The sequence below is a fragment of the Acetonema longum DSM 6540 genome (assembly GCF_000219125.1).
GTDB classification, from domain to species: domain Bacteria; phylum Bacillota; class Negativicutes; order Sporomusales; family Acetonemataceae; genus Acetonema; species Acetonema longum.
Genome location: NZ_AFGF01000269.1, coordinates 43,940 through 62,504, shown reverse-complemented (window position 1 = coordinate 62,504; position 18,565 = coordinate 43,940). Strand labels below are relative to the sequence as shown.

Genomic DNA, 18,565 nt, shown 5'->3' with positions numbered 1-18,565 from the left:
AATCCCGGCCAAAATAGCCGGGAAGGTAGATTACTCCATAATCCCCTCCCCATCGCTCGTGGGTAAAAAAAACGGTGACTGTTAGACAGGCAGTTCTCCTGGCTCTGGTTCTTTGCTCACCCACACCTTCCCAAGACACAAAGTCTCAGTGGCACTTTTCTGGGTTTGCTCCCCATTACAGTGGCGGGACCGCGCCGGCATTACACCGGACTTCCCTATTAAGCCCTTACGGGCACCTATCTCATTACTATTCAATTTTGTTTTATTGTAGCAAAGAATGACAATTCTGTCAAGCTGTCAAATCGCAATTAATCCGGTCTTTTGATTCTTATTTCTAATCTCATACCGTCCGAATTCAGAAAATGAAAAACATACCGACTGCATATTAATTCAACATTCCTTCACCTCTAGCGCCGGCAAAAACCCATATACTGATTCCACAGCCGCTCGGTCATATGGCAAGCGCCGCGCAGGCCCATAAACGGCAGATCGGTCAAAATGACTTCGTCATAGACAGGCATGGCGATGGTCTGACTAAGCACCGTCGGTGCCCGCTGCTGCAAAATAGCCTTTTCGTTGCCGCTGGACAGGAGCAGTCCTGCCGTCATTTCGTCCAGATACTGTTCGACAGCCCGGCCGTCGGTTTGTCCGTTCCAAACGGTACCCAAGCTCTGGGGGACAGGGTAAGACGACATCCCGTCCTGCAACACAAAGGTAATGGAACCCGAGGCGGCCCACTCGGCGGCAAGGACCTGGGCCAGCCCCAATGCGATGGAAGAAGGCGCGACAATCAGGGTGCGCTCAAGACACAATTCGCCCCATTGCCGCTGCAGGCGTAGCCTTCCCGGATCGGCACAGCAAAGCCGCCGCAGACCACATCTCCCAGCACATCGTAGAGGACAGTCTGCTCATCCTGTATCGCCTTCAGTTCTTTCAACTTCTCCAGAGCAACGATAATGCCGCGGCCGGCGCACCCTACCCCCGGTTCCGGGCCGCCGGCTTCCACGCATTTCACGCCGGCAAAGCATGTTTTCTGACCATATCCAGCACCATCTGCATACAGGTCCTGCCCAGCAGCAGCCGGGTAGAGTCGTTCTTGGGATCGCAGCCGATCTGGCAGACCGGATAGCCTTTTTCCGCCAGCGCCGCCGACACATTTGCCGCAGTCGTCGATTTGCCGATGCCGCCCTTACCGTAAAAAGCAATTTTTTTCATGATCGCTTCCTTTCTGATCGGAAAAGCCCATCTGTGGCCTCGAATCTGGGATCGTTCAAAAAGGTCCAGATGCTAGGTAAAAGCAACGCCTGCGTTGTCATACTGAAGAATTTAGGTGATTTTTCGGCTTATGAGAAAACAGCCGCTATTACCCTTTTCCCGAAAAGTCACATTCTGATAGCGCGACGAGGACGGGCGCGAGACTGTACGTTCGGAAGGTGCGTCGAACGCCCGCAGGAGAATGAAGTGACGCAGATAGGCCTTTTTCAACGGTCTCCTAATTGATTATTTGGGGCTCCTGCTTCACCCACACAGTCACACAAGGCAGGATTTCGGTTTTGCCAAAGCCGTTTTCCGCTGCATGCAGCCGGACTATTTTTCTGATGGCTTCATATTCTTCGCCGGCAAATATCTGAAAAGGCTGCACGATTACCTCGGTAAACCCTTCTTGCCGCAGGCGTTCTAAGGCCTGTTTCTCATTATCCACCTGAATCCCGTCGTGTTCCGCCAATTTTTCGATCAGGGCGCGGGACGCGAAGGCTTGACGCACCTCATAGTCAGGAAACTCCGCCCGGATTCTATGATCCATACCGTTCATCGCCAAGCGGCGGGCTTCCTGGTAGGTGGAGCCTATACCCACCATCAAAAAAGCGGTTTTTTCTGTCTTCTCCAAAGCATCATCCCTCTCAAAGTTATTGGGAAACAGACAGGCAAGGAGCGATAGCCGCAACAGCGGCAAAAAACAAACAGGCGGCCCTCCCTGAACCGCGCAGGAAAGGCCGCCTTACGCAAATACTGAACCCATATCCCGGCCCCGGCCGAAAACAACCGGCAAAAATTGCGTCGCTAATCCCCTTCCTATCGCTCGTAGGTCTGTAGCGGTGATTGTCAGACAGGCAGTTCTCCTGACTCCGGTTCATAGCACCCCTGCACCTTCCCAGAGCCCACGCTCCAGTGGCGTTTTCGCAGGATCGCTCCCCGTTACAGTGGCGGGACCGTGCTGGCTTTGCACCAAACTTCCCTATTAAGTCCTTGCGGACACCTATCCCGAATATTCGGTTATCAGCTTTATCCTAACATACCGGGGCACAGCGGTCAATCCTCAAACCCTGGGCCTGTTATGTTTATAGCTGCTGCCAGGCGACCAGCCCGCTGCTAATTCATGACAGTTTCTCTCGGCAAAAACGTAAACGTTTCCGGATCAATAATGCGGCTGAAACACATGGACGGTATACCGCCGTGCTGAACCACTTCCTGCTGAGTATCTTCAATGGCGGCTTTGGCGGCAGGCGCCAGTGGCATGCCTGAACAGATATTGGCGTAAAAACGCGGCATAAACATGCGGGAAGCTATGGGATTATAGCCATTTTCCATACCGATCATGACATAGAGCCGGCCCATATTCCTCAAATCCCGATTGTCCAGCTTACTGTTCAGCGTAATTAATTGAAGAGCCGGTGTTGCCCCCCGCAAATTTTTTACCAACTGAATGCGGTCACATTTGCTTTCCGCCTTTTTGCCGCCGGAAAAAATCAATTGCTTGTCATTGCTGCGGCCAATGATGTGGACCCAGTCCGGCTTGCCGTCAGTAACGGCTGCAATAACGTCCTCCGGCTGTTCGCAGCCGGCAGCACTCACTGTCACCAGGCCTGCGGCCACCTGTGCAACCGCTTGCCGGATCGTATCAAATTCCCGCATATTGTCGAGAAGATCCAGTTTAAGAATCAGCAAATTACGCTTAGCATCCATCCTAGCCACTCCTTATTGATTTGTCCGTGTGGCAGCAAATAAAGCACTGCCGCACGAAGCAACCATCAGAATGAGTATTCCGCGGTCATGTAATAGGTTCTTCCCTGTTGTGGATAGGCAACATTGCCCTTGTCAAAATGATCACTCTGTAAATAACGCATGAGCTGCTTAGGTCCCTGATTGGCGATATCATTAACACCGGTACTTAGTTTGAACTGCTTATCAAAGCTATATTTCATACCGATATTAAATATTCCCATTGGCTCATAGTACGCAGCCGTACCGGCATTATTAAGCCAGCTTAGTTTGTCCGTCCAGTTGTATTCGCCAAAGACGCTGAGTTTATCGCCGGGGAACCGATAATCCAGCCTGGCGTTGGCCGCCCACTCCGGTGTCCAGGGGAAAGGCTGTCCCTGCCATGCAGCATTGCTCGTATTATCATAAGCCTTAAACCCTTTGGTAATCAAGGAGTCCTGCCAGGTCGTGCTTAAAGTAAAATCAAATTGTTGCCAATGCATCTCATTGCTGAGCTCAAAACCCTGAATCTCGCCGGCGCCATAGTTCGTGTACCAGGTCGCGCCGGTCAAGGGATTAAAGGCGGTGGTCATCAGATTTTCTGACTTGCGATTAAAATAAGTCAAGGTAGTGTCGTTGTCCACGCCGAACAGCTGGCCGTTTCGATTGACGGATACATCCCAATTCTTACCGTGCTCCGCAAAAACTTCCGGACTCCATGAAGCTTCGCCTTTGCCTCTATTGCCCCTATACCATCTGCTCTGAAGGTTGACACCGTCGCCAAACACCTCATACCAGCTTGGCAGTCTGTGATAGGTGCCATAGGTGGCCCAAGTCGTCCACTGATCATTCCATTTTTTCTTAAGGCCAAGGTTATAGCTGTACAGCCAGCCTTCCCCTTCCATGACATCAATACCGATATTCGATTTTTGCGCCCGCACCAGCGGCGTAAAAGCCAAGCTGCCTCTGTCGTCCAGTTTCATAGTATCCTGAACTTGGAAATAGTAATTGCTCATATCGTATTCCGGCAGGAACAAATGCTCATAGCCTTTCCATTCTGGATCAGAATACTGGTCGGCTGAAAAATTTACCTTCATAGTTTCCTTGCTGGCGGTGGTCAGAAATTCCAGTAGGTGACTTTCACCCATCTTCCAGGTGCCGTCAACGGAAGCGCTATAGGAATCATTGCGAAAGGTATTGGTGCCAAGGACGAAACCCCGGTTGCCGGTCTCATATTTGGTCCATAACGTTTGCTTGTCCTGATGTACCGTGCCCAGCTTCCAGCCCCATTCCACATTGCCGGTCTCTTGCCGGTGGCCGAAGGACAGCTCGGTCTTTTCCGTATCCACCGTGCCGTTGCGTATGGCCTGTTGCTCATCATTAAAGGAATCCGGCCAGTATTGTTTCGGCAAATCCGCCAGATAGGAGTCGACGGTTTGCGGCGTATGGGTCGAATTATTGATATAGTTGAGCTTGACAAACCAGTTGTCATCCTGCCATTTGGCGAGGATATCGTTGTTTTCATAACCATTATTCTGACGCCAACGGTTTCGTGGATAGGTTGGACTGTCATTAGCATAAGTAGTATAGAGTTTATAATACTTAAAGTCACCTGTGGCCTCTTCCCGATTCATCGCGAAAAGCAGACTGCCGTCACCCATCGGAGCCGTTGTTTCCAGGTTGAATTTCTGCCCGCCAAATGAGCGCAGGCCATAGCTGACCTTGCCGCCAGTTTTGTCCGGCTTTTTCGTGACAATGTTGATCGCGCCGCCCATGGCCGCGCCGGCGAAGCGGGCCGGGATGTAGCCGCGGTAGACTTCGATCCGCTCGACATTGTCGATGTTGAGGTTTTCGAGGTTAACGGCCTGTTCGCTGCCGGTATTCACTAAAACGCCATCCACGTAGATATTGACCTGGCTGGCCGAAGAGCCGCGCACCCGCACCGTTGTGTAGTGGCCGGCGCCGCCGGAGAGCTTGTCGATATGGATGCCCGGCACCGTCTGCAGCAGATCGCCCAGCGTCTTGTGCTCACCCTCGTATTGGGGTAGTTCAATTACGGATACCGTACCCGGAGACAGCTTTTTCTCCCAGTCCGGGCGATCCGCTTCAACGACCAGCGGGGCCCAGGTAAACCCGTCAAAATCTCCCTGCTGCAGCGCACCGGCTGCCTCTGGACTGTTCGTGCCGCCTACCGCGGGGTTTTCATCAGCGTTTGCGGTGTCAGCATTACTACTAGCACGGTTGGCTGCATTCGGCTGCTGCGGTGGAGCATTACCCTCAGGCAAATTGCTGGTTGTCTCTTTGCCGGCAGCAGCATCTGCAGCCGTGATACCCGCGGTGTTTACAGTGTCCGTAAACAAGCTTCGATCGGCAGCATTCACTGCTTCCGATTTTTTGGCTTTGGACGGGCCGCCCCAGCCCCAGGCGATGCCACCGTTGATCTGCCAGTCGGTATCGACCTTGCCGCCGAAGGATCTGTTGACCTCCAGCCAGCCGTCACTGCTGCCGCTCAACTTGAAACTGCTACCCAGTGTCACATCATACCAGGTGTCCTTGCCGGCCAGGGTATCCACCTTTTGCGAGGCCAACACATTCTGGGCAGTGTCTGGATTCGCGCTGTTCTGCATGGCATAGAACATGGCGTTGCCGCCGTCCATGAAGTCATGGTTAGCCGACAGCTTGAGATACGCTTCACCTTTGTGCTCGCCCTGCCCATAGCTTTTACCGATGGACAGTCCGGCGCGGCCAAGCAGCATATCCATTTTATCTTGTTGATAGCGAAGACCGTTGTCCAGACGGAAGTCGAAGGAGCGCATCACACCGTAGGAAAGGCCGACTTGCGGTTCCATAAACCAGCCGCTCCCTTTATCGATCCGCAGGCCGTAACGGGCGCCGATGCCGTAGGTTTGGGCGATAAAATCCTTCTTGTAGCTGTCACCGAAGGAATCGGTATAGGTATTGGCATTATCGATGGTGCTCCAGCGCACAGTGGTATCCAAATAGTGTCCTTTGTCGCCTACCCAGAGCATGTATGCGCCGAGCCCGTCGCTGTCCAAATCGCCTCTGCCGCTGTTGTAATCCGCGCCGCCGGCATTCTGAGCGCTGAAATCGGCGCCGGAGGTCATCTTGCTGAAGAACAGCCCGGTATAGAGCTTGCCGCCGAGCAGTTCCCGGTCCCGCAGCTTGTCGTAGCCGACCTGAATGCCGCTGTAGGTCTGGCCGAAAGTGGAATCCTGAATACCGTCATAGGTATATTTCCCCCGCCAGGTATTGACCCACACGCCTTCCCGCCGATCGAAATCGTCCTTGGCTATGCTGCGGTTGACGAACCGCCGGTCGTCGCCGCGCTTCCAGAACAGGCCGTCCTCAATCCGCCACAGGTTGCGCGTCGAGAGGGCCGCGTTGGCGGCGGAGTAAGCCCCCTGGGATAAATATCCTTGGCGCTTGGCACTCCAGTAGACGGAATAGCTTCTGTTATATTCATTTCCGCTTCCATCATCTAACAATTCAGTTGTAATGATATATTTGTTCAATGCTCCGTCTACTTGATTGATTGCTTCTCCTGCTACAACAAATTTATCCATATTCGCAGTATCAGAATTAGAAATTTCAAATACACCAGTAACTTGACCTTCCAGCAATGCCGCCGTCTGATTTGCCCAAGAGAAAGTACTGTCATTACCTGCCCCAAAATCCTTGTTCATAATATATTCAATATTAATATGTACTGTCGGATATGATTCCTGATTAATAACTGTCGGATTATTCAATACGATAGTTTCACCAGCACCAACATAACCGCCAGTTGACGGGTCATAAGTTCTGGTTCCTAGATTGATACGGAAATTAATGTTGCCTTCAAAATTTCCATTGTTTATTTTTAGGATGCGAGCAGTGCTGCTTGCAGTGGCTACAGACCATGGGTCATAACCGTTTGCTTCAGTATAACTATTTGCGGCACTGTATTTATAAGCAAAATCAATCGTCGAACCCGACAGCATGGTTAAGGCATTCACATTAACCGTTCCGTTACGATCCAAAGGCCGCCAAAGGCCGCCATTGTCAATCGTAATATTCGCATTATATTGGGCTTGTCCTATAGCTTTGCCCTGATTAGCGATAGCATAGGTGGTATAAATCTGCTCATTTTCGCTGATAGCTTTAACTTTCCACGGGCCACCGCTGCCCCAGTTTGTGTAATTAGCCGTTTCTCCAACTAATTCTAAAGCAGCATAACATGACACTGTATAAAAAGGATGAAGTATAAATGCGAACGAACATACCTTAAGGGCGTTGGCCATGCGTTTTTTACAATGCTTTCTGCTCAAAAAAATCCTTCCTCCTAAACGGTAAAGAAGGGGCGGAGTTTCCGCCCCTTGCATTAGAGCTTAATATTTTTTAGCAGTATACGCTTTAACAAATGCTTCAAAATCTTCCGGTTTCACGCCAGCGCGGGAAACCAGCAGCGGATGTACAAAACCCCGCACCGATTTGATGGAAGCAGGCGCAGTCCCTGCTTTTAGGCGGCGCGTAATGGCTGGCATCGCCAACGCAATCGCGTTGAATGTCGGACTGCCGGCAGCACCCCATTCAGATGCCGTACCCGCCGAAACTGCACTTGTACCGGAAGCAATACCATCTACATCATAGATGCCAAGATTGTCCCCCAGCATGCCCCAAACTTTGCTAATGTCATCAGCAGGCAACAACGCCCACAAATAGCCAAAAACGTTTGAAATATTAGCATTATTCGTGAGTAGCTGCGCAACATTCGACAATAGTGCATCTCCGGTCAAATCACCTATTTCAGCTACCCACAAACGACCGGAAAAAGCAAAAGATCCATTATAGGAACCAGTCAAAATATAGGCAGTGCCATCGGAAAGAATCGCCAGCGAACGGATATCGAATTTGTCGTCATTAGCAGTAGTTTCCGAAGAATTGGCTGGACGGACAAGATTGGTTACCGCAAGGTTTGCGGGAGTCACTCTTTGAATGCGGGATGCCTGATTCCATACAATGGGGGTGCTATTCCATTGCGGCCCGCCCAGAGCGGCTGCATAAAGATTGCCACCGTAAAGCTGAAGCTCGAAAACATTCGGCGCTAGGGTTGCATCCGGTCCATCGACTACACTAGCTAAATTAGAAGCGCTGAGTTTAACGATAATGCTATTGAAATAAGTGTAATCACTGGGATCAGAACTGCCAGGAGGCGAAACCGCATATTGCTGAGCTACGGCGTAAATATAATCGACCGATGATTCGGTATTGAACACCGTATCTACGCTATAAGCTGAAGCGCCTGATCCTGTTGCGGTAAGTTGATAATAATCGGAAGCTAGCGTCAGGGTTTCCGCAGCGCCGCTCACACCATGCACAAGTTTGAACACTCTGCCGGCAGAATAGTCAGCACCAAAGAGCGTACCCGCGTTAGCACCATCTGGGGAGTTGATGCTGTAAATATTAAGTAGGTCTGTATTATCGCTGTATTGATAGGGCGTTGTTAAATTAGGCGCTACTGTCTGCGTCCAATTGCTGGGATCATATACGGACAGATAGCAGAAAATCTGCACAAAGCTTGAATCATAGCGCCTTTCTACTATCAATACCCTAGTACCGATGCTGCTGCCGCCATTGAAATAAAAAGCGATAGGGTCAGTAGTGGCAAGGTTCGCACCCGAGCCACTGACAACGGCCGGCGTAGAGCCGGATGAGGAAATTAATCTGACACGGCCGGCTGCAGGACTTATGCCAAAATTGTAAAACGTTGCGATTACCGTTGACACACTAAACACCTCTTTCTATTTTTATTTTCTTACCTTGCGACCTTCAACAGCCTGTCGGCTGCTGAGGACTTTTCCTTATTGTCCATTGGAAAATCCCCCACCTCCCTGGTACGAATTCCTATTGCAGCCTGCCCGGACATCCTTATCACGTCCGGCCAAGACGAACAGGCTCAATTGTGCTGTCCCCGTTGCTGCTTATTGTTTTATTTTCGCTATCACATGGACGGTAATGTCAATACCGTCGTCGAGACTACAACGCCTGCGCCGATGATAGTGGTGCGTCAATTGCGTTCTGTAATAAAAAAACTCCCTTTTAGGGAGTAGGGTTACGCTAGCCCAGCAGAATCCGGCCTTGGTCTTTGCGTAATCTCCTCCCCATACCTCGTGGGTAAAACGGCGATTGCTGGATAAGGCAGTTCTCCTGGCTCCGGTTCATAGCAATCCCGCGCCTTCCCAAAGCCAAAGGCTCCAGTGGCATACTGCGAAATCACTCCCCGTTACAGTGGCGGGACCGCGCCGGTTTTTCACCGGTCTTCCCTATTAAGCCCCGTAGGGCGCCTATCCCAACGATATTCATTTATCATCACTTTCTCATGATATGCGATATACGACGCAGATAGAATAAAAGCGTCGACGATTCCGTCCGGCGGAACAATCGACGCTTTATCTTTTACTAAAGCTGCCTGCTGTCAGTGCCGGGTCAAGAATCCCCCTTAGGCTGTCGGGTAGAAAAACTCACCTTAACCAGTCTCCAGTCATATCCCAGCTCATAGCTGTCTTACGCCTGCGAGTGTTCTTAATCCCAGACCTGTTCATCGCAGGCTGTACGGATACTAAAAATCAGGCAGTACTCTGACTTAGGGTCATTGCCATATTCCTCCCTGGCAGGCTTGCAGAAATATGGCTCTCCTTCAAAGCTGCAAGGCAGTGCCGGAATCACACCGGACTGCCCTTTTAATCCGGCCTGACGCCGGATGCCTGAATTAGTAAATACTAGCGACCAGCGCGTTCGTTCGATTTCTTCCTGAGTTGGCGTCATCCTGGTCCGAGCTGCCTTCAGGGATGATTTCGATATATTTCGTTGATCAGCTTATTTCGCCTTTCACGACCATCTCTAAAATAGTATCGGCAATGGCGACATCATCCAATTGCTTGTTGGCCAGCACGGGAGCAATCTTCCGTTCAGTCGCTTCCGGATTGATCGCCAGGGCCCGGCTGTTCAGCCATTGATCATCCGGGATAAGCAGGTTTTTCGCTTTGAGCAGTTGGGAGAGCCGCTCCTCATACTCGGCTTTGAGCGCGGCCGCTACCCGCGTTTTGTCCACATAGGTCAGATCATCTGATTTAAATACAGCCAACATGCCGGCCCGAATCACGGCATCACCCTCGGCTTTGTCGAGCATGCCCTTTTCGATGGCGGCATAAAGCAGACTGTTGTATTCACTGAAATAGCGGAAATCGTCCCGGTACAGGGCCGCTTCCACGCCGAACAGCATATAATCATAGCCGGCGAGGGGCTTGGCCGATTGCCGGTCATCGCCGATATAAAGCTGCGAATTCTTTACCAGCAGCTTTTCCGGGTTAAATTTGCCGGCCTGGGCGCCAATGACGGCAAAGTAGCCGCTTTGCAGCGAGACTCCCCCCAAATCGTCCGTACCGGCGTATTCATTATGGTACACCAGGCGGACCTCCTTGTCGCCGCTGTCCAGGAGGTCCTGCAGCGCGCCGGCCACACTGCCCACCACTTTGAGAGCGGCAGACAGCTGGCCGATGGTCAGTTGTCCGGCAATGCTGTTGGCCAGGTTGAGGAAGGCGGAAAAATAATCTTTGCTGACATAGGCCAGCAAAGCGGCGCTGATCGACACATTGCCGCCGCGATAGGGCACCAGGTTGGTCAGGGAGTAATTAAGCTGCACCCCTTTTCCCAGAGAGTTTTCATTCAGATTCAAGGCCAACGGGCCGGCCACGTTGGGCAGCTGTTGAGCGGCGCTGGCGCCGAACTGCAGGCTGACGACCGAGGAAACCACTGGCACAGCCTTGCGAAAGAGCTTCCGGTCATCTTTCAGGAACATTTCGGCCAGGCGCAGGCGAAAATAGTGCTGCCCTTCCCGGAATACAAGCTTTTCCGCATCGGAGACCACCGGCGTAAAAACATAATGTTTGGCTTCTTGTACAAACAAATTGGCGAACCAGTCAACCAAGCTCATAGAATTCCCCTCCTGCCGCCTGATAGCAAAGCTGTTTTCCCTCGCCGGCCATATTTACAGCCTTTCCTCCCTGGTCAGCTTACTTCCCGCTTCTGCCCGGCCAATCCCTACAGGCCGAACTGGCCGGTTTCCAGCCACTCCATATTCAACAGCGACCAGAAATCCGTGGCCAGCTTATTCAGCACATAGGCATAGGGCAGCCAGCCGTATCCATCTTCGCCCCAGGCGCTGCCCCAGGAGTTGCGGATCAGGAGCGCCCCGCGGGTTTCCTGGTCATAGCGGTTATTTTTGATGATCTTGGCATCGTCATAGCCAACGGCAGTAATAGCATGACCCCACTGGGCCTGCTCGTCCGGACCGGGGTAGGGAATGCCGCCGGGCAGGTCTGTCTTGTCGAAGGAGGCGAAGCCGTAAAAACCGAACATGGCCGGCACGCCGGCAGTCAGATATTTTTTCACGCTGCACAGCACATCGGCGGTTGAGACATTCGTACCTACAGCGTCATGGCAAAAGTACTGCAGAGCCTCATAGTTGTCGGCTACCGCATAGACAAAAGAGGTGGGCTCCCGGTCAAAGGCCGGGTCCCGGTCGGTATAGGGCCAGTAGTTTTCCGGCGGTACGCCGCACAAGGCCAGGGCGCCCATAGTATCCCTGATGTAGGAGCCGGTGTCGCCGGTCACTCCCTGAAGATTGCGGGCGTTTTTATAGATAAACAACCGGGATGCGGTAAGATATTTGCCAAAGGCCCGCTTCTGAAAATATTCGATGATACCCGCCGCTGCCTGGGCGGTGCAAGACCCCAGTTCGCCCTGATTCTGCACCGGGGAGCACCACTGCCTGAGATCCGCCTTATCCGGCAGGGGTGTGACATCATCCACCCTTAACTTGTGCAGCGGTTTGGCCAGCTTGGGGTGGCACTCGGTATAATCCCGCAGGTCCGGCAGGGACGGCAGCCAGCCCGTCCCCACCCTTCTGCCGTCAGGCAGGATGACTTTTAGTTTCATGCAATACCCTCTCCTCTCAATAAAAGAAACCTTCCCTTGATTGCTTAAAGGAAGGTTTCTTGCTGTCCGGCAGCTGCCGGCATATGTGCAGCAAAAGTCTATCGGAATCCCCTCCCTTGTCGCTCGCAGGTCAAACGGTGATTGCTATACAGGCAGTTCTCCTGGCTCCGGATCATCACTCTGCCAATACCTTCCCAAGACAATCGGTCTCAGTGGCTCAATCATGGCTTTGCTCCCCGTTACAGTGGCGGGACCGCGCCGGTTTTGAACCGGCTTTTCTGTTAGGCCCTTGCGGGCACCTGTATCAAAATAGTAATATTCTGTTTTTGTTGAAAGCCAAAAATTTTTCTGTATTTTCTAAATGTAATGATAACACACGTGGATAATTTTGTCAATCTCGACAGTTTCTCCAATCAGTCCGATACTTGGCAATACCGTCTGGCATCGGCCCGTTCTACCACGGCGTCGTCCACCATATAATTACATGCTTCCACATTTGCGAAGGGGGGACCAACGCTTGCCGGCAGAACCGCGGATCAGTCGTTTAGCTTTATCCTACTGGCTTGGCGGCAATCGACTGCAGGCATGGGCGCTGACTTTTCTCGTTACAGCCTGTACTATCATTCTTGTCGTACTGAATATGCTCTTAAATAAATGGCAGGCCAGCTTCTACGACTGCCTGCAGCAATATGATTTGCCGGGATTTATAAAAAGTTTACTGCAGTTTCTCGGCTTCTCGGCCGTCTTGGTTATGGCCTCCGGTTACCAAAGTTATATGCGGATGCTGCTCAACATCCGCTGGCGCCGCTGGCTTACTGACAAGTATATTGACCTGTGGCTGCGCAATCTTACTTATTACCAGTTAAATCTGGCAGGCTCCACACCTAATCCCGAGCAGCATATCAGCGAGGATATCCAGCTTTTTGTCACCCATAGCCTGGATTTAGCGGCGGGTCTGCTGCGCCATCTGGTGACGCTGCTGGTTTTTTCGGCGATTCTCTGGCAATTGTCAGGGGTGGTGACGCTTGCCATCGCCCATTATACTATTCATTTATCCGGTTATCTCTTTTGGCTGGCCCTGCTGTACTCCATTGCCGGCACCTGTCTGACCGTACGCATCGGGCGGCCGCTTTTCGTTTACAATATCAGGCAGCAAACCCATGAGGCCGAATTTCGTTCTTGTCTCGGCCGCATTAAGGAATACGATGAAAGTGTGGCTTTATACCAGGGAGAAGTCAGTGAGAGAACGAGTCTCATCTTCCATTTTCAGGAGATTATGCGAAATTATCGCCGTATCACAGATTCTACCCGGTCAGTGACCCTGGTATCGGCGGCATATATGCAAATCTCTGTGGTCTTTGCCTTTTTGGCAGCCTCTCCCCGCTATTTTAACCATGAAATCCAGCTCGGCCAGTTGTTTGAAATATCGGGGGCCTACTGGTACGTCCACTCTGCCTTGTCCTATCTGATCGACAGTTTCGGGACATTCGCCCGCTGGAAGGCGGTTGCTTCCCGCCTGGAAACATTCAGTCGGAAAATGTCTGAGGTGCGTCATTCAACCAGGCCTTGCGGCGTTATCACCTATACGCCGAAGAATCATCTAAAACTGAAAAACCTCACAATATGGTCTCAATCGAATCAAGCTGTATTGAAAAATTTAACTCTGGACTTGCAGCCTCAGGACCGCCTTTTGATCAGCGGGCCGGCCGGCTGCGGCAAAACCACTCTAATTCGGGCGATAGCCGGTGTCTGGCCCTATCTCACAGGCGCCATCATTAAACCGGAGAATCATACCATGCTGTTTTTGCCGCAAAAGCCTTACATCCCGCCGGGTTCCCTGCGGGCGGCGCTGCTCTATCCCGCGCCGGCGTTAGCGGCGTCTGATGCCAGGCTGTATGAAATATTGGATATCTGTCGCCTGTCACGGTTGATTGGTCATTTGGACAAGGCGGATGATTGGGGTAAAATCATGTCTTTAGGTGAGCAGCAATGCCTGTCCTTTGCCCGGGCACTGCTCCGCCGCCCAGCCTGGCTGTTTCTGGATGAAGCCACGGCAAGCCTGGACCTGCAAACCGAGCGGCATCTCTACCTATCGCTGGAAGAAAACATTGCCGGCCTTACAGTAGTCAGTGTCGGCCACCGGGAGGCGCTGCGCTCTTATCATACCCTTAACCTGACTGTCGACAGCGCCGGCGGCTGGCGGCTCGCTCCCATAGACAAATTCGGATCGAGTACAGAAACTCGGTCCGAATTTGGGCTGCGTCCGGCGTTAAACAATGATTGCCGCAGGAACTGTTCACTTTCACGCACTTGACGTTGGATCAGAGATCGAATATTTACGTCCGGTCAGGGGCCGTTTCAGCGGTCCCCGGCTTGGCTTCGGTAGCCACACTGACCCGTCTGACGCCATGATGCTTTAATTCATCCAGGACACTGACAACCTCGCCGTATTCCGCTTTTTTGTCGGCCCGCAGAATAAACAGAGTCTCCGGGTTGCGGCCTATTTCCACTTTAACACGCTCACCCAAAAGAGACCGGGGAATCTCTTCCTGCTCCAGCCAAATTCTGCCGTCAGCGGCAACGGTAATGGGTATTTGCTTCTGCATATCCAGTTTGGCCGTGGTGGCCTGAGGCAATGACACCGGAAAAATACGCTGTTCTACCATGTAGAGGGTGCTGAGCATGAAAAATACCAACAGAAAAAACATGATGTCAATCATGGGAATGATCATCAGCTTTGGCTGTCCTTCCTGGCGCTGAGAGCGTAATCTCACTCTGATCCCTCCCGTTGGAGAGCCTCAAGGACCAGCCAGCCGGTTTCTTCCATGTCGGTAATCACCTGGTCCAGCCACTGCTGGTAGACTGTATGCACCACCAGGGCCAGGATGGCCACGCACAGGCCGGTGGCCGTGGCGATCAGAGCTTCCCCTACGCCGCCGGTAATGGCATAGGGTTGTCCCTCCCGGATATTCATTACGCTAAAGGACTGGATCATACCCACAACTGTGCCTAAAAGCCCCAACAACGGCGACATGGTTACAATGGTCTCCAGATAGCTTAATCTCTCCCGCAGTTTAGCGGCTTGCTGAGCCGCAACCTTTTCCAGGCTGCCTTCCACCAGATGCCGGCTGTGACGGAGGGAAATCGCGGTTTTGGCGATGTAAGCGCCGGCGCTTGAGTCAGACCGACAAAGCTCTGCCGCCTGTTCCCACTGTTCTGCCATCACCAGCGTCGCCAGTGCCTTGCGAAAAACCGCCCCGTCGTCAGATGCTCGCTTATAAGGGTAATAACGTTCTACCGCAATGGCCACCGTCAGGATGGAACATAGCAAGAGCGGATACATCACCAGGCCGCCTTTGTGAAATACGGTAAATATCTGTATAAAAAAGTCAGTAAAAACGATGCCCGTGACTATTAGAGCGGCAAAAGCCAGAATTCCGCAGCGTTGTAGGCGGTTTAGCTCTCTCCAATTGAGTTTTTTCCAGTTTAGTTTTCCCAGATATAAACTTCCCAGGTTTAATTTTCTCATGAGCCTATTCCCCCATAATTCATTTCACTATAGGCGTGGACATAAGCCACCCGGTTATGCCGCAAAATTTGAAACGGAATGCCGTAAACAGACTCCAGCACATTGCTGGCCAATATCTCATCACCGCTGCCTATAGCTGCGATTTGTCCGTTATGGATGATCATCAGCCGTGTGCTGAACTGCAAGGCCAGGTTGATATCGTGGATTACAGCCAGGATGGCCGTCCGCCTCTCTTGGGCCAGCTTTTTGATCATGGACAGGATAATGTACTGATTGGCCACGTCCAGGTGGGACGTAGGTTCATCCAGGAGCAGGATGTCCGGGCACTGGGCAATGGCCCGGGCGATCAGAACTTTCTGTTTTTCACCCTGGCTCAGTTCAGCCATGACAGCCTGACGCTTGTGCCAGATGCCGGTTTGTTCCATGGCCGTCCGGACAATCGCCCAGTCATCGGATGATGGCGGTGAAAAGCGGGGAATATGGGCGTAGCGGCCCATAAGCACCACTTGCTCCGCTGGAAAGGGATTTTCAGTTTCTTCGGTCCGCACCATGGCTATCATCCGGGCCAGCTCTCGCCGGGACCAGGCAGTCATAGGCTTCCCCTTTAGCTGGATGCCGCCCGCCATGAGCGGCAGCAGGCCGGTGATACATTTTAACAGGGTGGACTTGCCGGCGCCGTTAGGCGCAATGATGCTTAAAGTCTCCCCCGGTTCCAAGGAAAAGGAGATATTGTGCAGCAGCGGCTGATTGCCATAGCCGGCGCTCAAGTCATCAACTGTCAGCAGCTTATCCGTCATGTTCATCACCTCTTGCTATCGCCCAGGGATAATAGTACATATAAAAAGAAGGGTCCGCCCAGCATGGCGGTCACCACTCCTACCGGAATCGTCACCAAGCTGGTAAAGTACCGGGTTATGGCATCGGCTGTCAGCAGAAGAATAGCGCCCCAGACAGCACTGACCGGCAGCAGCAGTTTATGCCCCGGCCCGACAAAGCTGCGGGCCAGATGCGGCACGATCAGTCCCACAAAGCCGATGATACCGATGACCGCCACCACAATGCTGGTTAAAAGAGTAGTGGCCGCCAGAGATACAGCCCGTACCTGAGTTACATTCACACCCAGGAGCTTGGCTGATTCTTCCCCGGTCAACAGCACGTCCAGATCACCGGCAAAAATCATTAAAACCAGTATGCCGCACAGCACCAAACCTGCCAGGGCTGCCAGGTTGTCCACCGGATTGGCCAGACTGCCCATCAGCCAGAAAACGATGGCATGGAGCTGCTGGGTAAACACCGCCATAATACAGCTGAGAAAAGCGTTCAGCATGGCTCCTAGGGCAATCCCCGCCAGCAGAAGCTGCCGGGAATCCCGGCTATGCCAGCGCTGTCCCAGGGCATATACCACCGCCACCGCCCCGCAGCCGCCCATAAACGCGAACACCGTCAGAAAGGCCGACTGAAAAAAGGCAATGGACAAAGCAGCCCCCAAGGCGGCGCCGGAAGAAACGCCGAGTATATACGGATCGGCCAAAGGATTGCGGAATAAGGTCTGATATACGGCGCCGGAAGCCGCCAAAGCGCTGCCGGCCACTATGGCCAGGGCCAGACGGGGCCAGCGGATATCACAGACAATCACTTCCAGGGAGGGGTCCACGGTTGCGGTTACCAATCCGAATATCCGGTGCATCACTACGGCATATACCTCACCCGCCGGAATCCGGGCGGAGCCGATCATCAAGACCAGCAGGACTACCATTGCGAGGGCCAGGAAAGATCCGGCCAGAATCCAATAATTTTTTGCCGCTGTCATCATTTACGTTTCCAATCCTTCATGAGGTCCGGATGCAATATGAAAGCCAACTCTTCCAAGCCGTCAAAGCTGCGGGGGCCGGGCCGGGATAAGATGTCGTCGGAAATATAGTACATCCGCTGTTCCTGTATGGCATTCAACCGCTGCACCCAGGGATGCCGGCTCATCCTGAGTTTTCTGCCCAGCCCGCCATGGCTGACGGCGATATAGATGTCAGGGTTAAAGCCATAAAGCATTTCAAAATCGCAAGCCATATAATCGTAAGGTTTGTTGCGGGTCACGTTGAGGCCGCCTGCCTGTGAGATAATATCGCTTAAATAGGATTTACCCCCGATGGTCATAAACGGCTCATCCCAAACCTCCACGAAAACGGTTTTCGCCGGTTCTCTACGGATCAGCTGATGGATCCCGGTCATTTTCCCGGTCAAAGCCGCTACTACGCGCTCAGCCTCGCCGGACCGGCCGGCCACATCGCCGATTAATCGAATGGCCTCCAGCACTTCCTGCATCGTACCGGGTTCCACCGCCACCACCGGAATGCCAGCCTGCTCCAGCTGCTGAATCGTCCGGTAATGAAAATTTCCTCCCGACAGCACCACATCCGGCTGCAAGGCAATGATCCGCTCCACATCGGGACTGTGATAGCTGCCGATTCGCGGCTTGCTTTGAGCTTCCGGCGGATAATCGCTGTATTCGGTTACTGCGGTCAGGGCCGCAGCGGCCTGAATGGCATAGAGAATTTCCGTATTGCTGGGGGACAGGGAAATAATCCGCTGGGGCGCTTTGACCGGCAGCCATACCTCACGTCCGAGAAAGTCACGGATCTTTCTTTCGCCACCAGTCTGCCGGAGGCGGATTGCCTCCGGCGGCTGTATCAGCATATATGCAGTAAACAGGCAGCTTAGTGTCAGGGAAACAAGCCACAGGTATTTCTTCAACCCATAACCTCCGAAGAAAAATAAACATCCCGACCGGCAATCCGGACGGGATGAAACAGACATCCTGTTCAATCCCCTCCCTATCGCTCGTAGGTAAAACGGTGATTTTCAAACAGGCAGTTCTCCTGGCTCTGGTTCCTCGCTCCTCCAGGCCTTCCCAGGACTTTGCATCCCAGTGGCATCGTCTGGACTCGCTCCCCATTACAGTGGCGGGACCGCGCCGGCATCACACCGGTCTTCCCTATTAAGCCCCAAGGGCACCTGTTCTTCCTATGCGGTTGCGGTTAATGAAACGACTCTTTGGATTTATAG

The 18,565-nt window shown here is 52.6% G+C and carries 13 protein-coding genes, 1 pseudogene and 6 riboswitches; of the genes and pseudogenes, 1 reads left to right on the top strand and 13 read right to left on the bottom strand.

All coding sequences use genetic code 11. The features are described from left to right. Positions 1-71 precede the first annotated feature (71 nt). A riboswitch (cobalamin riboswitch) is annotated at positions 72-255 on the bottom strand. Between the two features lie 152 nt (positions 256-407). The 8 genes and pseudogenes from ALO_RS19595 to ALO_RS19555 form a co-directional block, all read right to left on the bottom strand. Then, positions 408-812 carry a hypothetical protein gene (locus tag ALO_RS19595; RefSeq protein ID WP_139025461.1) on the bottom strand — a complete coding sequence of 135 codons (405 nt, stop codon included), beginning with the start codon at positions 810-812 and terminating at the stop codon, positions 408-410. Positions 813-832: 20 nt separating this feature from the next. Continuing rightward, positions 833-1,215 (bottom strand): annotated as a pseudogene (locus ALO_RS19590) (AAA family ATPase); the annotation flags it as partial. 277 nt (positions 1,216-1,492) lie between these two features. Next, positions 1,493-1,888 (bottom strand): sirohydrochlorin cobaltochelatase, encoded by a 396-nt coding sequence (locus ALO_RS21140; protein ID WP_139025460.1) that lies wholly within the window; start codon positions 1,886-1,888, stop codon positions 1,493-1,495. A gap of 205 nt (positions 1,889-2,093) precedes the next feature. Continuing rightward, positions 2,094-2,276: riboswitch (cobalamin riboswitch) on the bottom strand. A gap of 94 nt (positions 2,277-2,370) precedes the next feature. Continuing rightward, positions 2,371-2,964, bottom strand: a complete 594-nt coding sequence (locus ALO_RS19580) for a hypothetical protein (RefSeq protein WP_004099691.1) — start codon at positions 2,962-2,964, stop codon at positions 2,371-2,373. A gap of 65 nt (positions 2,965-3,029) precedes the next feature. After that, a complete protein-coding gene (locus ALO_RS19575; RefSeq protein ID WP_004099689.1) occupies positions 3,030-7,307 on the bottom strand; it encodes a TonB-dependent receptor domain-containing protein in 4,278 nt (1,425 codons plus the stop codon). A 60-nt stretch (positions 7,308-7,367) separates the two neighbouring features. Then, a complete protein-coding gene (locus tag ALO_RS19570) occupies positions 7,368-8,765 on the bottom strand; it encodes a hypothetical protein (RefSeq protein ID WP_004099687.1) in 1,398 nt (465 codons plus the stop codon). Positions 8,766-9,159: 394 nt separating this feature from the next. Continuing rightward, positions 9,160-9,342: riboswitch (cobalamin riboswitch) on the bottom strand. 249 nt (positions 9,343-9,591) lie between these two features. Next, positions 9,592-9,760: riboswitch (cobalamin riboswitch) on the bottom strand. A 90-nt stretch (positions 9,761-9,850) separates the two neighbouring features. Further along, complete coding sequence (locus ALO_RS19560) at positions 9,851-10,972, bottom strand: hypothetical protein (protein WP_004099680.1); 1,122 nt, start codon at positions 10,970-10,972, stop codon at positions 9,851-9,853. Between the two features lie 107 nt (positions 10,973-11,079). After that, entirely contained in the window at positions 11,080-11,976 is an 897-nt protein-coding gene (locus ALO_RS19555; RefSeq protein ID WP_004099678.1) for a C1 family peptidase, read from the bottom strand. A gap of 134 nt (positions 11,977-12,110) precedes the next feature. Further along, a riboswitch (cobalamin riboswitch) is annotated at positions 12,111-12,294 on the bottom strand. Between the two features lie 199 nt (positions 12,295-12,493). Here ALO_RS19555 and ALO_RS19550 point away from each other — a divergent pair. Continuing rightward, positions 12,494-14,290 carry an ABC transporter ATP-binding protein/permease gene (locus tag ALO_RS19550; RefSeq protein ID WP_004099676.1) on the top strand — a complete coding sequence of 599 codons (1,797 nt, stop codon included), beginning with the start codon at positions 12,494-12,496 and terminating at the stop codon, positions 14,288-14,290. A gap of 22 nt (positions 14,291-14,312) precedes the next feature. On the opposite strand, the gene ALO_RS19545 is transcribed toward ALO_RS19550, so the two are convergent. From ALO_RS19545 to ALO_RS19525, 5 genes are read right to left on the bottom strand one after another with little or no spacing between them, the layout of a single operon-like run. Then, a complete protein-coding gene (locus ALO_RS19545) occupies positions 14,313-14,750 on the bottom strand; it encodes an ExbD/TolR family protein (protein WP_004099674.1) in 438 nt (145 codons plus the stop codon). After that, positions 14,747-15,505 (bottom strand): MotA/TolQ/ExbB proton channel family protein, encoded by a 759-nt coding sequence (locus tag ALO_RS19540; protein ID WP_004099672.1) that lies wholly within the window; start codon positions 15,503-15,505, stop codon positions 14,747-14,749. Before ALO_RS19540 ends, ALO_RS19545 begins: the two co-directional genes overlap by 4 nt. After that, the gene (locus tag ALO_RS19535) at positions 15,502-16,302 is read right to left on the bottom strand and encodes an ABC transporter ATP-binding protein (RefSeq protein WP_004099670.1); all 801 of its coding nucleotides are present in this window, start codon (positions 16,300-16,302) and stop codon (positions 15,502-15,504) included. Before ALO_RS19535 ends, ALO_RS19540 begins: the two co-directional genes overlap by 4 nt. A 5-nt stretch (positions 16,303-16,307) precedes the next feature. Further along, entirely contained in the window at positions 16,308-17,318 is a 1,011-nt protein-coding gene (locus ALO_RS19530; RefSeq protein ID WP_004099667.1) for a FecCD family ABC transporter permease, read from the bottom strand. Then, a complete protein-coding gene (locus ALO_RS19525; RefSeq protein WP_004099665.1) occupies positions 17,315-18,253 on the bottom strand; it encodes an ABC transporter substrate-binding protein in 939 nt (312 codons plus the stop codon). Before ALO_RS19525 ends, ALO_RS19530 begins: the two co-directional genes overlap by 4 nt. A 98-nt stretch (positions 18,254-18,351) precedes the next feature. After that, positions 18,352-18,533, bottom strand: a riboswitch (cobalamin riboswitch). Between the last annotated feature and the right edge of the window lie 32 nt (positions 18,534-18,565).

Coding starts and splice junctions, on each gene's coding strand:
- ALO_RS19580 (WP_004099691.1), bottom strand. CDS start 2,964: ATGGATGCTAAGCGTAATTTGCTGATTCTTAAACTGGATCTTCTCGAC.
- ALO_RS19560 (WP_004099680.1), bottom strand. CDS start 10,972: ATGAGCTTGGTTGACTGGTTCGCCAATTTGTTTGTACAAGAAGCCAAA.
- ALO_RS19555 (WP_004099678.1), bottom strand. CDS start 11,976: ATGAAACTAAAAGTCATCCTGCCTGACGGCAGAAGGGTGGGGACGGGC.
- ALO_RS19540 (WP_004099672.1), bottom strand. CDS start 15,505: ATGAGAAAATTAAACCTGGGAAGTTTATATCTGGGAAAACTAAACTGG.
- ALO_RS19535 (WP_004099670.1), bottom strand. CDS start 16,302: ATGACGGATAAGCTGCTGACAGTTGATGACTTGAGCGCCGGCTATGGC.
- ALO_RS19530 (WP_004099667.1), bottom strand. CDS start 17,318: ATGATGACAGCGGCAAAAAATTATTGGATTCTGGCCGGATCTTTCCTG.